This is a genomic window from Rubrivivax gelatinosus IL144 (genome assembly GCF_000284255.1).
GTDB classification, from domain to species: domain Bacteria; phylum Pseudomonadota; class Gammaproteobacteria; order Burkholderiales; family Burkholderiaceae_C; genus Rubrivivax; species Rubrivivax gelatinosus_A.
The window spans coordinates 2,361,721-2,377,526 of the sequence record NC_017075.1; the positions used below are offsets into that span (position 1 = coordinate 2,361,721).

Sequence of the window (15,806 nt, forward strand, 5' to 3'; positions counted from 1 at the left end):
TCGTGACTCCGGCAAGGCGTGGCGCGCACGATGCTGGCGACGCTCGATGAAGCCGGCGTGACAGTCCCCACGCTGTCACGAAAGCGTCGCCGCTGCGGCCTATCGTCACCCGCCCATGGCAGCGCTGACCCTCGACGAGCGCAGCGCGCGGCGGCCGGGCCTCGGCGCGCCGGCCGCGCTCGGGCTGATGCTGGCCTCGGGCTTCTCGGGCCTGGGGCTGCAGATCGTCTGGACGCGCCAGGGCGCGCTCTGGCTGGGCCACGAGACGGCGGCGGTGCTGGCCGTCGTCGCCGCCTTCTTCGCCGGGCTGGCGCTGGGCGCGTCGACGCTGGGCGCCTGGCTGGAACGCAGCGCCCGGCCGGTGCGCGGCTACGCCTTCTGCGAAGCGCTGATCGGCTCGTGGAGCCTGGTGCTGGCCGCCTTCGGTGCCCGGGCCGGCGGCTGGCTGGCGGCGCTGGCCGGCCCGGCGCCCGCGCCGGCCTGGCAGTGGACCGTCGCGTTCGCCGCGACCTTCGTGCTGCTGCTGCCGGCGACCGCGGCGATGGGCGCGACGCTGCCGGCGCTGCAGCGGGCGCTGGCCGGTCGGCCCGGGGCTTCGGTGGCGGCGCTGTACGCCGCCAACACCGCCGGCGCGGTGCTCGGCGTGCTGCTGCTGGCCTTCTGGCTGCTGCCTTCGATCGGGCTGGTGCGCAGCGCCGCGGTCTGCGCGGCGCTGAACCTGGGCTGCGCGCTGCTGGCGCCGGCGGTGCTCGGCGGCCCGCTGGCCCCGGCGCCGCGGCGCGACGCGGCGGCCGCGGCGTCGCTGCTGCCGCGCCTGGCGGCGACCGGGCTGCTGGGCATCGGCTACGAGGTGATCGTCGTGCGTGTGCTCGGCCAGGTGGCCGAAGACACGGTCTACACCTTCGCGCTGCTGCTGGCGGTCTACCTGGTCGGCAGCGCGGCCGGCGCCGCCTGGCAGGCGCGGCGGCCGGCGGCCAGCGTCGACGGCCTGCTGCGCGCCTTGGCCGCGGCCTGCCTGGCCGGCGGTGCCAGCCTGTGGTTCGCGCCGGCGATCAAGGCCGCGGTGCTGGCGGCGGGCGGCGCGAGCTACGGCGCGGCGCTGGCCGCCGAGGCGGTGCTGGCGCTGGCCGCGTTCGCGCTGCCGACGCTGCTGATGGGTGCCCTCTTCGCCCGTCTGGCCGAGCAGGGCGTCGCCGCCGGCCTGGGCCTGGGCCGGCTGCTCGGGCTCAACACGCTGGGGGCGGCGGTGGCGCCGCTGGTCTTCGGCGTCGGGCTGCTGCCGGCGGCGGGCGCCAAGGTGGCGCTGGCCGTCGTCGCCGCGGGCTACCTGGCGCTGGCCTCGGCGGCGGCGCTGCGTTCGCGCGCCACCTGGGCCGTCGGTGCCGCGGCCGGCGCGATGGTGATCGCGGCGCCGGCGCTGGTCTTCGTCGACCTGCCGCCCGGCGGCCGGCTGCTGGCGCTGCACGAAGGCGCGACGGCGACGGTCAGCGTCGTCGAGGACGCCGGCGGCAGCGCCTGGCTGAAGATCGACAACCGCGCCCCCGAAGGCAGCAGCGCCACGCGCTGGGCCGACGCGCGCCAGGCCTGGCTGCCGCTGCTGCTGCACCCGGACCCGCGGCACGCGCTGTTCCTGGGGCTGGGCACCGGCATCACCGCGGCCTCGGCCGCCGAAGATCCGCGGCTCACCGTCGACGCCGTCGAACTGCTGCCCGAGGTCGCGGCGCTGTCGCCGCGTTTCACCGCCGGTTTCGCCACCGGCGACCGGCTGCGGATCGTCGTCGCCGACGCGCGCCGCCACGTGCGCGCCAGCCGGGAACGTTACGACCTCGTCGTCGCCGACAACGTGCATCCGGCGCGCAGCGGCAGCGGCAACCTGCTGACCGCCGAACATTTCGCCGCGGTGCACGAACGCCTGGCCGCGGGCGGCCTGTTCTGCCAATGGCTGCCGCTGCACCAGATGGATCTGGAGAGCCTGCGCAGCGTCGTGCGCGCCTTCCGCGAGGTCTGGCCCGACGCGGTGGCGGTGCTGGCGACGAACAGCCTGGACACGCCGGTGCTGGGCCTGATCGGCCGCGCCGGCGGCACGCGGCTGTCGCCCGAGGCGCTGCACCAGCGTTTGCGCAGCGCGCCGCAGGCGTCACGCTGGGGTTTCGACGACGAGTTCGCGCTGCTGGGCAGCGTGATCGCCGGCCCGCGTGCGCTGGCGCGTCTGTCGGCCGACGCGGCCGTCAACAGCGACGACCGCCCCTTCGTCGCCTACCGCGCGCCGCGCCTGAGCTACGCGCCGGACTCGCGCCCGCGCGATCGCCTGCTGGCGCTGCTGGCCGCGCTGGACGTCGCGGCCGACGAGCTGCCGGCCGACCCCGGCGCGTTGGCGCCGCGGCTGGCGGCGTACCGTCAGGCGCGCGACCGATTCCTCGCCGCCGGGCGCGAGGTCGTGCCCAGCGCCGACGTGCGACGCATGCTGGCCCAGGTGCAGGCGCCGCTGCTGGACGCCCTGCGCCTGAGCCCCGACTTCCGCCCGGCCTACGAGCCGCTGGTGGCGATGGCGGTGGCGCTGGCGCCGCAGGACCCGGCCGCCGCACGCGACCTGCTGGCCGAACTGGTGCGCCTGCAGCCGGCCTGGCCCGAAGCCCGGCAGATGCTCGACGGGCCGCGCTGAACGCTCAGGCGCAGGCCTCGGGTTCGGGCTCGCGCGCCGTCCCGCGCGCCAGCAGGCGCTCGAACGCCGCCGCCGGCACCGGGCGCGAGAACAGGTAACCCTGCTGCAGCACGCAGCCGCGGCCGAGCAGGAAGGCCGACTGTTCCTCGGTCTCCACGCCCTCGGCGACCACCTGCAGGCCGAGTTCGCTGCCCAGCGTGATGATCGCCGCGGCCAGCGCGCCGTCGCGGCCGCCGCGCGCGACGTCGGTGACGAAGGCGCGGTCGATCTTCACCTCGGTCATCGGCAGGCGGTTCAGGTAGCTCAGCGACGAGTAGCCGGTGCCGAAGTCGTCCAGCGACAGGCCGTAGCCGCGTGCGCGCAGCCGCTCCAGCACCTCGACGGCCGTGTTCACGTCCCGCATCAGCATCGTTTCGGTCAGCTCCAGCACCAGGCACGACGGCTCCAGGCCGTGCACCATCATCAGCTCGTCGAGCTGGTCGGCCAGACGGCTGTCGACCAGGCTCACCGCCGGCAGGTTGACCGACAGCGGCAGCGGCCGCAGCCCGGCCTCGGCCCAGCGCCGCTGGCTGGCGCAGGCGGCGTGCAGCACCCAGTCGGTCAGCGGCACGATCAGCCCGCTCTCCTCGGCCAGCGCGATGAAGCGGCCCGGCGGGATCAGCCCGCGTTCGGGATGCTGCCAGCGCACCAGCGCCTCGGCGCCGACGATGCGCCCGTTGCGCGCGTCGACCTTGGGCTGGTAGTGCAGGCAGAGCTGGCCGGCCTCGATCGCGTGGCGCAGCTCGGTCTCGAGCAGCGCGCGCTCGCGCGAGCGTGCGTTCAGCGCTTCGTCGAAGAACTGGTGCCGCGCGCCGCCGGCGGCCTTGGCCGCGCGTGCGGCCAGTTCGGCGCAGCGCATCAGGCCGGCGACGTCCTGTGCGTCGCCGGGGCACAGCGCGATGCCGAAGCTGGCCGTCAGCAGCAGCGGCCGCGCCCGGCCTGCGAGCTCGACCGGCTGGCGGATCGCCGCCTGCAGCCGCTGCGCCACGAGTGCCGCGCGTTCCTGGCTGTCCAGGTCGGTGACCAGCACCGAGAAGGCGTTGTCGCCGAGGCGGGCGACGACGCCGTCCTCGTCGGCCACCGGCGCCAGCGCCGCCAGGTCGCCGCCGCGGATCATCGAGCGCACGCGCTGGGCGACGATGGCCAGCACCGCGTCGCCCTGGCCGTGGCCGTAGACGTCGTCGATGCTGCCGAAGCGGTCGATCTCGGCGTGCAGCACCGCGCAGCCGCGCGCGCCGCGGCGCGCACGCTCCAGCGCGGTGGCGGCGAGTTCGCCGAACAGGCGGCGGTTGGGCAGGCCGGTGATCTCGTCGTAATGCGCCAGCAGCTGGGCGCGCAGCTCGGCCGCGGCGCGCGAGTCGTCGAGTTCGGCGCGTGCCATGAACTCCTTGCGCAGCACGAACTCGCGCCACCAGCCGATGCCCGAGGCGAGGATGAACAGCGTGCCGACGTGGTAGCTCCAGTAGGCGGCCTCGCGCAGCGTCAGCGCCTCGTGGCCCCACAGCGCGACCTCGAAGGCCGCGAGGATCGCCAGCCCCGAGACCAGCGCGTAGCGGAACTGCACGCCCAGCACGACGAAGCAATAGAACTGCAGGAAGGTGAAGTTCAGCACCCCGACCCAGCTCGTCAGCCCGGCGCCGCCCTCGGCGTCCAGGCGCTGCAGGATCACGAACAGGCACAGCGCGGCCGTGACGATGAACCCCGCCATCACCGGCTGCCAGTGGCGCCGCCAGCGCGGCTGCAGCGAATAGGCCAGCCCGGCCAGCAGCACCGGCACGGCCAGCGTCAGGCGCAGCAGGTTGGCGCCGTCGCCGCGGTGGGCGAGGCAGTCGACGAGGTAGTCGCCGGCGATCAGCACGATGCCCAGCACCAGGCTGGCCTGGGCGAAGCGGAAGTAGTAGGCGACGTAGTGGCGCAGGAAACGCTGCTCGAACGCCGCGTCGGCGAATCGCAGCAGCAGCCGCAGCGGCAGCGCGGTGGCGGGCGGACGGGCGTGGCCGCCGGGTGTTGGGGTTTCGGGAGCGTGCATCGGGGTGCAGACAAGCCGGTTCGAGAGCGCCGGGCGCGGCTCCCGCGCCGCCCGGCTTGCGACCATCATCTCGTCACGAATGACGCTTGGCTGAGGCCCGCCCGACGCGAAGCGCAGGCTCGAGTGACATCTGCACGGGGCGCGGGGTGGGTAAACCAGGAAGGCGGTCGCCGGTCCGTCGCGGCTTGATCGACGTCATGCCCGGTGATATCGTTGTTGCAACTCATTCGCAATAGCGAATCTTCTCATCACCGACTCCGGCACGGCTTCCGGCCTGCCGTCTTCCCCATGAGCCGATCCCTCCGCGCGCGGCGCCCGCGCCGCGCGATGCCCGTCTGTTGCCTCAACGCGGTGCTCGCCGCGCTGCCGCTGTCGGCCGCGGCCGCCGACGGCGCCGCCGACACGACGGCACAGGCCCCGACGTCCGAAGTCGTCGTCGTCACCGCCACGCGCGGCAGCAAGGCGCTGGACAAGATCCCCGGCGCCGTCAGCGTCATCTCGCGCAGCGACATCGACACCCAGGGCCTGGTCAGCGAGGACCCGAGCGCGCTCTTGTCGCTGCAGGTGCCGGGTTACGCGCCGGCGCGGCAGAAGCTGACGAACTTCGGCGAAGGCCTGCGTGGGCGCAACGCGCTGCTGCTGCTGGACGGCATCCCGCAGACCAACCCGCTGCGTTTCGGCGGCCGCGAGGGCTATTTCGCCGACCCGATGATCGTCGAGCGCATCGAGGTCGTCAGCGGCGCCTCGGCGGTGCAGGGCATGGGCGCCACCGGCGGCATCGTCAACACGATCACGCGCCGGCCCACCGAGGTCGGCACGCGCCAGACCGTCGAACTCAAGTACGGCACCCAGGCGCACGCCGACACGCAGTCCTGGAAGACCGGCTACATGGTCGAGCACAAGAGTGCCGAGGCCGACGGCTGGGACCTGCTGGCCTACGTCGGCCTGCGCAGCCAGGACGTCGGCATCGACGGCGCCGGCCGATACCTCGCCACCGAGTCGCTGCACCGCGCCGGCGACGCCTTCGTCAAGATCGGCCGCGACTTCGGCGACCAGCGCCTGCAGCTGATGCTCAACCGCTTCGACGCCGACGGCTTCGACGACTGGGTCGACGTGCCCGGCGACCGCGACGCCGGGCGGCCGACCACCTCGCGCCCCGGCACGCCGGCCTGGGACGCGCCGCGCAACCGCGTGCGTTCGGCCAGCCTGGAGTGGAGCCACGCCGACCTGGGCGGCGGCTACGCCAGCGCCCAGCTCTTCAAGCAGGACTTCGAGGCGCGCTACAGCGGCGGCGTCATCTCGACCTTCCAGGACGCGGCCATCGCCCCGGTGGGCACGCTGGTCGACCAGAGCGAGATCGAGGCCGACAAATGGGGCCTGCGCACGAGCTGGGTGCGGCCCGACGCCGGCATCGCCGGCCTGGAGTTCACCGCCGGCGTGGACCTGCTGCACGACACCTCGTCCCAGCGCCTGACGCAGACCGGCCGCACCTGGGTGCCGCCGCTGCGCTACGAGAGCCTGGCGCCGTTCACCCAGCTCGAATACACACGCGGCAACCTGACGCTGCGCGGCGGCCTGCGCGACGAGCGCAACTCGCTGGACGTCGCCGACTACCGCACGCTCGCGTTCTACGGCAACCGCGCCGTCGAAGGCGGCAAACGCGACGCGCACGAGCTGGTCAAGAGCCTGGGCGGCGTCTGGCGCTTCGACGCCAGCGGCTGGTCGGCCTTCGCCTCGTACAACGAAGGTTTCGGCCCGCCCGACGCCGGCCTGATCCTGCGCGCGGTGAAGACCGCCGGCCAGTCGGTCGACAAGCTCGTCGACCTGCAGCCCGTCGTCACGCGCAACCGCGAGCTCGGCGTCAGCTGGCGCGGCGCGACGGCCAACTTCAGCGCCTCGGTCTACCGCTCGCGTTCGGACCTGGGCAGCCAGATCATCGTCGTCAACGGCATCGGCAGCGTGCAGCGTGTGCCGATCGAGGTGAAGGGCTTCGAGTTCGCCGGCCAGTGGCGGCCGCTGCCGGCGCTGCGCCTGGACGCGACCTACGCCCGCACGCGCGGCCGCACCGCCGCGGCGGCCGGTGAGCCGCTGGACCTGGACCTCGGCGCACGCTCGCAGGGCCCGGACAAGCTGGTGCTCGGCGGCCAGTGGGCCTTCGCGCCGGCCTGGCGCGCGCAGCTCAACGTCGCGCGCTGGTTCTCGCGCGACGCCAACGAAGGCAAGTTCAGCGGCAGCACCTCGCTGGAGGAGCACTTCGAGGGTTACACCGTCGCCGACCTCGCGCTGCGCTGGGCCTCGCCCTGGGGCGAACTCGGCGCCGGCATCGAGAACCTGTTCGACCGCCGCTACATCACCTACTACAGCCAGTCGCACTACGCCGGCACCGACGACGACTACTACGCCGGCCGCGGCCGCACGCTGACGATGAGCTGGCGGCGCAGCTTCTGAGCGCCACGATGCGCAAGGCGCTCGCCGCGCTGCACCGCTGGGCCGCGCTGGCGGCCGGCGCGCTGCTGCTGGTCCTGGGGCTCAGCGGCAGCCTGATGGTCTGGCAGGCCGAAGTCGACGCGGCGCTGAACCCGGCCTGGTTCGCGCCGCCGGCGCTGCGCTGCACGCCGGCCGAACGCCCGGTCGCGACGACGCTGGCGCTGCTGGCCCAGGCCGCGCCGGGCGCGAAGCCGGCGATCGTCGTCGCGCCGGCCGTGCCGGGCGCCGCCTACCAGGTCTGGGAGCGGCGCGACGGCCGCGGCCTGCGGCGCGAGCATTTCGTCGACGCCGACTGCGGCCGCTACCTCGGCACGCGGCTGCGTGGTGACGCGCGCCTGGACCGCGCCCACGCCGTGCCGCTGCTCTACGAACTGCACAGCCGGCTGCTGGCCGGCGAGACGGGGCACACCGTCGTCGGCGTCGGCGCGCTGGTCTTGCTGGCGCTGGCGCTCAGCGGCCTCTGGCTGGCGCTGCCGCGGCGCCACGGCCTCGAGGCCTGGCGGCGCGTGCTGAGCGTCAGACGCGGCAGTGCCGGGCCGCGCTTCTGGTACGAGCTGCACCGCGCCGCCGGCCTGTGGCTGCTGCCGCTGGCGTTGCTGCTGCCGCTGACCGGCGCGGCGCTGGTCTTCGCCGACGCGAGCAAGGCGCTGGTCGGCACGGTGCTGCCACTGCAGCCCTGGCCGCGCCTGGCGCGCGGCGATGCGGCGCCGGCGCGTCTGGCGCCCGACGACTATGTGGCGCGCGGCGCGGCGCTGTTCCCGCAGGCGCGCTGGTCGCGCCTGACGCTGCCCGATGCCGGCGGCACGGCCGAACTGCGCCTGCTGCAGCCCGGCGAAGCGCGCGCCGACACCGGCATGACGCGGGTACGGCTCGATGCCGAGGGCCGCGTCGTCGCGGTGCACGACCCGCTGCGCGCACCCGCCGGCAACCGCGTCGTCGACTGGATGTTCCCGCTGCACAGCGCCGAGACGCTGGGCCTCGTGGCCCGGCTGCTGTGGACGGTGTTCGGCCTGCTGCCGGCCTTGCTGCTGGGCAGCGGGCTGTGGTTGTGGTGGCGGCGCCGGCGGCGGTGACGGCGAAGCCGGCCGCGCCCGGCGTGTTCAGTCGGGGTCGGCCGAGCTCAGCACCTTCCAGAGCTCGTGCTGCGCGCTGTCCAGGCGCGCGAGGAGCGCCGCCATCGCCTGCGGGTCGGCGCCGGGGTGGCGCAGCAGCTGGTTCAGCCGCGTCGACGCGTCCAGCATCGCGACCAGCCCCAGGTTGCCGACCGAGCCCTTGAGCCAGTGGGTCAGGTGCTCGGCCTCCTGCAGGTCGCCGTCGGCCAGCGCGCGCTTGAGCGCGGCGAGGTCCTGGACGTTGCGCTCGGCCAGCATGCGCAGCAGTTCGAGGTATCGGCCGGCGTTGTTGCGCAGGATGCGCAGGCCGCGTTCGAGGTCCAGGCCGGGTACCAGCGCCAGCCGCGTCAGCAGCAGGTCCTGCTTCGACGGTGCCGGCGCCACCGGCGCGGCCGCCGCCGTCGCGGCGCGCTCCCCGACAGCACGCGGCAGCCACTTCAGCAGGCAGGCGTAGAGCGTGTCGGGTTCCACCGGCTTGGCGACGAAGTCGTTCATGCCGGCGTCCAGGCAGGCCGCACGGTCCTCGGCGAAGGCGTTGGCCGTCATCGCGACGATGGGTCGCTGCGCCCAGCCCGGCAGGCGGCGGATCGCGCGGCAGGCCTCCAGCCCGTCCATCTCGGGCATCTGCACGTCCATCAGCACCAGGTCGTACGGCGTGGCGCCGGCTTTCTCGACGGCGATCCTGCCGTTGCCGGCGAGGTCCACCCACAGGCCGACGGCGTGCAGCAGCTCCAGCGCCACCTCGGTGTTGATCGCGTTGTCCTCGGCCAGCAGCACGTGGGCGCCGGAGTGCTGTTCGCGCAGCGTGCGGTCGGCCGAGGCCGGGCGCTCGGCCAGCGTGCGCAGGCCCTGGCCGCGCCGGATCCAGGCGCTGAACCAGAAGGTGCTGCCTTGGCCGGGCACGCTGTCGCAGCCGACTTCGCCGCCCATCAGCCGGGCCAGCCGCTGGGTGATCGCCAGACCCAGGCCGGTGCCGCCGAACTTGCGCGTCGTGCTCGAGTCGGCCTGCTCGAACTCCTGGAACAGCCGGGCCCGCACCTGCGGCGTGATGCCGATGCCGGTGTCGCGCACCGAGAACCTCACGAGCAGGCGGCCGTCGCGCTCCTCGAGCAGCTCGGAGGCCAGCACGAGGCCGCCTTGCTCGGTGAACTTGACCGCGTTGGCGGCGAAGTTCAGCAGCGCCTGGCGGATGCGCAGCAGATCGCCACGCAGCCACACCGGCACGTGGTCGGTGTCGATGGCCACCGTCAGCCCCTTCTGGCGCGCCGACTCGCCGATCACCGAGGCGATCTGGTCGAGCACCTGCTCGAGGGCGAAGTCGTTCTCCTCCAGGACGAGCTTGCCGGCCTCGATCTTGGACAGGTCCAGGATGTCGTTGATCAGCGACATCAGATGCCGTCCCGAGGCGTCCACCTTGGCCAGCCGCTCGGCCTGGCGCGGTGTCGGCTCGTCCTTGCGCAGCAGGTGCACCAGGCCGGTGATCGCGTTCAGCGGGGTGCGGATCTCGTGGCTCATGTTGGCGAGGAAGGCGCTCTTCGCGACGTTGGCCGCCTCGGCCGCCACCTTGGCGGCCAGCAGCTCGCGCGTGCGCTCGGAGACCGTGTTCTCGAGTTCCTGGCGGTAACGCTCCTGCGCCAGCGCCGCGCTGCGCCGCGCCGTGACGTCCGACAGCAGCAGCACGCCGCCCACCCGGCGACCGTCCTCGACCAGCGGGTTGAGCGTGCAGTCGACGAACAGCGTGCTGCCGTCCTCGCGCGCCAGACGGGCCTCGACCGCGGCGAGGCCCTCGCCGCGGGACAAGCCCTCCAGGATGCGCACCCAAGGCGAGGCGAGGCCGTCGACCTCTTCGCCGGCCGGCTGCAGGCGCTGCAGCACCGCGGTCGCCGCCTCGGGCTCGCGCACGCCCAGGACCGCCTCCCCGGCCGGGTTGACGAAGCTGACACGGCCTTCGACATCCAGCCCGCAGATGCCTTCGCCCACCGAGTCCAGCAGGCGCTGGAAACGATCGTTGCTCTCCTCCAGACGGCCCGCGGCGAGCTCGAGCGCGTACTCCGCGCGCCCGCGCCGCCACATCAGCCAGATCAGGCCGGCCAGACCCAGCAGCACCGCGGCCACCGACAGCGCCGCGGTGCGCTGCCACTGCGCCAGCACATCGGAGGTCGCGAGCCCGACCGCGATGTAGAACGGGTAGCTGCCGACGGCCTTGTAGGCGTAGATGCGCTCGACGCCGTCGATCACCGCGCGAAAGCGCACCGTGCCCTCGCGCCCGCCGGCCCGGATGCTGTCGAGCATGCGGCTGCTGCCCGGCACCTGGTTCACCGCGTCGGGCCGGTCGGGGATGCGCATCACCAGCGTCGCGTCGTCGCTGCGCCGCAGCGTCACCACGCCCTGGGGCCCGATCCGGATCCCGCTGACCAGCGTGCGGAAGTGGTCCAGCTGCAGCGGCGCCAGCGCGATGCCGGCGAAACCGCCGGCCTTGTCGCGGATCGGCACCGCGATGAACACGTGCGGCCGCCCGGAGAGCCGGCCGGGCAGGACCTCGGAGAAGACGATCGGCGTCTGCGGGTTCGCGCGCAGCAGGTCGTAGTAGGCACGGCCGACGGCCGTGGCCGGCGGGCCGGTCTCGATGCGCTGCGACAGGTACAGCGCGTTGCCGTCGCGGTCGATGACGACCAGGCCCGAGATCTCCGGGAAGTTGCGCGCCAGCCGCGCCAGGCGCTGGTGCAGGCGCTCGGCATAGCGCTCGCGCGCCGCCAGGTTCAGCGCTTCCAGCGGCAGCTCGCTGGCGAGATCTTCCAGCGTCACCTGGGCGCGGCGCAGCGTCGCGTCCAGCCGCGTCTCCAGCACCTCCACCAGGTTCTTCGAGTTGGCCTTCGCCAGGGCCATCTGGTCCTGGTAGGAGGTCCAGAGGAAGACCGCGAGCAGCAGGCCGACGCCGGCGACGAGCCACAGCGCCAAGCCAGCGTGGGACGCACAGACCGCAAACGCATTCACCGCTCCCCTCGGCCACCATCGGACCACGTGCACGCAGGGTGCAACGCCGGGCACGCCTCGCGGCGCGCCCGTGGGGCGGCGGTGACCCCCCGTCACGCCGGCCCTGGCTCCGGACCCTCGACCCTGCTTCTACACCGGGCCGCGAGCGGCCGCCCTAGGATGAACCAAGGTCGAGTCCGTCAGCTTGGCAATCGACGCCGGAGGCGGCGGCCGGCGCCCGCATCAGCCCGGGCGCCCGGGCTCCGCGGGCCGCTCCAGCCAGCGCAGCAGCAGCCGGTAAAGCGCCGCCGGGTCGACCGGCTTGCTGATGAAGTCGTCCATGCCTGCAGCCTGGCAACGTGCGCGGTCCTCGGCGAAAGCGTTGGCGGTCATCGCGACGATCGGCAGCTCGGCCGAGCTGCGCCGGGCGCGGATCGCGCGGCTGGCGTCCAGGCCGTCGAGCGTGGGCATCTGCATGTCCATCAGCACCAGCCGGTAGTCGCCGGCCAGCGCCATCTCGACCGCGTCGCGGCCGTCGCGGGCCAGCTCGACGGCGAGCCCCGCTTCCTCGAGGATGGCCTGGGCGACCTCGGCGTTGACCGGGTTGTCCTCGGCCAGCAGCACGCGGGCGCCGGCATGGCGGCGGCGCAGCGTCTGCTCGGCCTCGGCGACGGCGCCTTGTGCTGGCTCGCTGGCGGCCGCCGGGTCGCGGCGCAGCCGGGCGGTGAACCAGAAGCGGCTGCCGACGCCGGGCTCGCTGCTGGCGCCGGCTTCGCCGCCCATCAGCTCGGCCAGCCGGCGCGTGATCGCCAGCCCCAGACCGGTGCCGCCGGCACGCCGCGTGGTCGAGGGATCGGCCTGCTCGAAGGCCGCGAACAGCCGCGGCAGCACCTCCGGCGCGATGCCGATGCCGCTGTCCTGGACCTCGAAACGCAGCAGCGCGCCGTGTTCGTCCTGCGACACGAGCTGCGCGCGGATCGTCACGCTGCCGTGCTCGGTGAACTTGACGGCGTTGTTGGCGTAGTTCAGCAGCGCCTGCTGCAGCCGCGTCGGGTCGCCGACCAGGTCGCGCGGCATGCGGTCGAGTTCGCTCGTCAGGTTCAGCCCCTTGGCCTCGGCGCGTTCGTCGAGCATCGACAGCACGTCGGCGACGAGGGTTTCGACCCGCAGCGGCAGCGTCTCCAGCGCCAGCTTGCCGGCCTCGATCTTGGACAGGTCGAGCACGGCGTTGAGCACCTCCAGCAGGTGCCGGGCCGCGGCCTCCAGCTTGGCGAGCCGGTCGGACTGGCGCTCGCTCAGCTCCTCGCGGCGGATCAGGTGCGACATGCCGATCATCGCGTTGAGCGGCGTGCGGATCTCGTGGCTCATGTTGGCCAGGAAGGCGCTCTTGGCGAGGTTGGCGGCCTCGGCGCGCTGGCTGGCCTCGGCGAGCTGGCGGGTGCGGCGCTCGACGGTCTCCTCCAGTTGCTGGCGGTGCTCGGCCAGCGCCTGCTGGGCCTGCAGCCGGTCGCTGACGTCCAGCGCGACGCCGTCCCAGTAGGTCGAGCCGTCGGCGCGGCGCTGCGGGCGCGAGCGCACGTCCAGCCAGCGCACGCGGCCGTCGGGCAGCTCGAAGCGCAGCGTGGCGTGGAAGTCGCCGAGCCCGGCGGCGCTGCGCGCCTCGTCGTCGAGGTAGCGCGCGCGCTCCTCGGGCGGCAGCAGCGCGAACAGCGGCTCGGCGTCGGCCATCACCTCGGCCGGCCGCAGCCCCAGCGCGGCCTCGATGCCGCTGCTGACGTGGTCGAAGCGCCGCCGGTCGGCGACGAGCTCGTAGCGGTAGATGAAGCCGGCGGGCAGGTTGTCGCCCATCGAGCGCAGCTGCTGCTCGCTGGCCAGCAGCCGGCCGGCGCTGCTGCGGTACTCCCACTCGATGCGCTGCGAGTTCATGCTGATCAGCGTCAGCGTGACGAGCTGCACCGACAGGATCTGCGCCAGCGCGTAGACGCCGCCGAAGCCCTTCAGCGACTCGAACGCCGTGCTGACGTTGCCCAGCTCCTGCGCCGCGCGCAGCAGCGTGATCAGCGCGAACAGCGTCAGCCACAGCGCCAGCAGCAGGTCGTTGGAGCCGAAGTGCGGCGGCCGCCGGCGCAGCGTGACGGCGACGGTCGCCAGGCTCAGCGCGCTGGAGAACAGGCAGTAGCAGACGATGCGCGCCGGCAGCTGCGCCGGCTCCAGGCTGAACCAGCCGAAGACCGGCAGGAACAGCAGCGCCAGTCCGGCTTCGAGCCCGGCGCCGACCTCGATGCCGCGGAACACCAGCAGGCCGCGCAGGATCAGCGCGTGGCCGGCGATCAGCACGGCGTTGCGCCCGACCCGCGTCGCCCAGCCTGGCGGCAGCACGTCGGGGATCAGCAGCGCCGTGCCCAGCGCCAGGCAGGCGATGCCGGCGGTCCAGAAACCGAAGCCGGGATAGGTCTTGCGCGTGCGCAGCACCACGCCCATCACCAGGGCGGCCGCGGAGGACAGCAGCGCGTTGGCGGTCAGCAGGGTCGCGGCGTCCATTGCCCCATCGTAGCCAAGCGCGCCGGCCGTGCCGCGCCGGCCCCTCGGTCAGGGTGACGAGGCGCGCCGGGCGCTTCAGGCCCAGGCTTTCAGCGCGCGCAGCAGCGGCCGCTTCTTCTCCTGGTGCGCCTGCATGCGGCGCAGGATGTCGTCGAGCGTGCGGATGGCCTCGACGACGTACGGCCCCTTGTTGAGCATCACGCACTCGGCACGCCCGGCCATCGCCGCGTCGGTGATCTCGGCGCGGCTGGGCTGGCCGGTCTTGGCCAGGCCTTCGAGCACCTGGGTGGCCCAGACCACCGGCAGGTGCGCGGCCTCGCAGGCCCAGAGGATCTCCTCCTGCACCTCGGCCAGGCGCTCGAAGCCGCACTCCACCGCCAGGTCGCCGCGCGCGATCATCACGCCGGCCGCCGGGCCGGCCATCGCCGCCAGCAGGATCTCCGGCAGGGCCTCGAAGCCGCGCCGGGTCTCGACCTTCAGCATCAGCGCCGGCGACGGGCCGGGCAGGGCGGCGAGCGCCGTGCGCAGCGCCTGCACGTCGGCCGCGCACTGGGTGAACGACAGCCCGACCAGGTCGGCATGCGCGGCCACGGCCGGCAGGTCGGCCAGGTCCTGGGCGGTCAGCGCCGGCAGGTCCAGCAGCGTGTCGGGCAGGTTGATGCCCTTGTCGGCGCCGAGCTTCTGGCCGCCGTCGCGGGCATGGGTGATCTCGACCTCGACCTTGCGCGTGCCGCTGCGGCGCACGACGCCGCCCAGGTGGCCGTCGTCGAACCAGACGCGGTCGCCCTTGCGCACCTGGGCCAGGGCCTGCGGCAGCGTGCAGCCGATGGCCGGCAGCGCGGCCTCGGGGTCGGCCGGGTGGGCTTCGCGCTCGGGCTGCAGCGTCAGCCGCATGCCGCGGTGCAGCAGCAGCGCGCCGGGCTCGCGCGGCAGCGCCTGCAGGCGTGCGCCCCTGGTGTCGCCGGTACGCAGGACTTCGGTCGTCTCGCCCAGCCAGAGGCTGCGCCGGCACTCCAGCAGCACGCCGGCGCTGCGCCGCTCCGCGACGCGCAGGCGGCGGCGCCGGCCGCGCGTGTCGACGAGCTCGACGCGGTCGCCGGCGTCCAGCGCCTCCAGCCAGTCGCGCTCGACGGCCAATGTCAGCGCTGCGCCCGGCACCTCGCCGGCGTCGCCTGCGGCGCGCAGCCCCAGCCGCGCCGGCTGCAGGCAGCGGCCCAGCGCGTCGCGCTCCGGGCGCAGGTGGGCCACCGCCGGCCCGGGGCGCAGCGCGCCGGTGCGCAGCTTGGGCCCGCCCAGGTCCATCAGCACGCGCACCGGGCGGCCGCAGCGGCGCGCGTGGTGGCGCACGCGCCGGGCCATCGCTTCCCAGGCCGCGGCGTCGTCGTGGGCGCAGTTGATGCGCGCGATGTCCATGCCGGCGGCCACCAGCGCGGCCACCAGCGTGTCGTCCTGCGCCGCCTCGCTGGGCAGGGTGACCATGATGCGGGCGCTGCGCTCGGCCGGCGCTGCGCCCAGCAGGGCCTCGGTGTGGCGGGCCAGCAGCCGCCCGCCCTGGCCCAGGCCGGCCGGCTCCTCCTGCCGGCGCGAGGCCCAGTCGCGGCCGACGATGCGGTGCAGGATGCCCAGCACCTGGTCGAGGTTGGCGAGCACGTGGGTCTCGGCGCGGCCCAGCGAGGACAGGCCGATGCCGGCCAGCCGCTCCTGCACGCGGCGCAGGTCGTAGCGGCGCAGCGCCAGGTAGTGCGCGAGGTTGGCGGCACTGGCGCGGTAGGCCGGGTCGACGCCGGCGAGCTGGGGCGCCAGCCGCGCCTCGTGCTCGAGCATCGATTCGCGCAGCACCTGCAGCTCGGCGATCAGCGCCTCGCAGCCGGTGCGGTCCCAGGGTTCGGCGCTGGCGCCGGCGGCGGCTTCGGCGCCGTGGGTGGACAGGTTCATCGGTCGGTCTTCTCCCGGCAGCCACTCT

General features: G+C 74.3%; 7 protein-coding genes. 3 read left to right on the plus strand and 4 right to left on the minus strand.

Annotation, left to right across the window (positions count from 1 at the left end; genetic code table 11):
- Window positions 1-115 precede the first annotated feature (115 nt).
- Window positions 116-2,662, plus strand: coding sequence for a fused MFS/spermidine synthase (locus RGE_RS10995; RefSeq protein ID WP_014428458.1), 2,547 nt, complete (start codon window positions 116-118; stop codon window positions 2,660-2,662).
- Between the two features lie 4 nt (window positions 2,663-2,666).
- Here the strand turns inward: RGE_RS10995 and RGE_RS23185 are convergent, their stop codons facing one another.
- Window positions 2,667-4,730, minus strand: a complete 2,064-nt coding sequence (locus RGE_RS23185) for a putative bifunctional diguanylate cyclase/phosphodiesterase (RefSeq protein ID WP_052310991.1) — start codon at window positions 4,728-4,730, stop codon at window positions 2,667-2,669.
- A 327-nt stretch (window positions 4,731-5,057) separates the two neighbouring features.
- Here RGE_RS23185 and RGE_RS11005 point away from each other — a divergent pair, with 327 nt between their 5' ends.
- Entirely contained in the window at window positions 5,058-7,178 is a 2,121-nt protein-coding gene (locus RGE_RS11005; RefSeq protein WP_158443089.1) for a TonB-dependent receptor, read from the plus strand.
- Window positions 7,179-7,186: 8 nt separating this feature from the next.
- A complete protein-coding gene (locus RGE_RS11010) occupies window positions 7,187-8,290 on the plus strand; it encodes a PepSY domain-containing protein (RefSeq protein ID WP_014428461.1) in 1,104 nt (367 codons plus the stop codon).
- A gap of 27 nt (window positions 8,291-8,317) precedes the next feature.
- Here RGE_RS11010 and RGE_RS11015 read toward each other — a convergent pair whose 3' ends face one another.
- The 3 genes from RGE_RS11015 to RGE_RS11025 form a co-directional block, all read right to left on the minus strand.
- On the minus strand, window positions 8,318-11,287 hold the full coding sequence (locus tag RGE_RS11015) for a response regulator (RefSeq protein WP_014428462.1): 2,970 nt from the start codon (window positions 11,285-11,287) through the stop codon (window positions 8,318-8,320).
- A 258-nt stretch (window positions 11,288-11,545) separates the two neighbouring features.
- On the minus strand, window positions 11,546-13,843 hold the full coding sequence (locus tag RGE_RS11020; RefSeq protein WP_014428463.1) for an ATP-binding protein: 2,298 nt from the start codon (window positions 13,841-13,843) through the stop codon (window positions 11,546-11,548).
- A gap of 75 nt (window positions 13,844-13,918) precedes the next feature.
- A complete protein-coding gene (locus RGE_RS11025) occupies window positions 13,919-15,778 on the minus strand; it encodes a pyruvate kinase (RefSeq protein WP_014428464.1) in 1,860 nt (619 codons plus the stop codon).
- Window positions 15,779-15,806 lie beyond the last annotated feature (28 nt).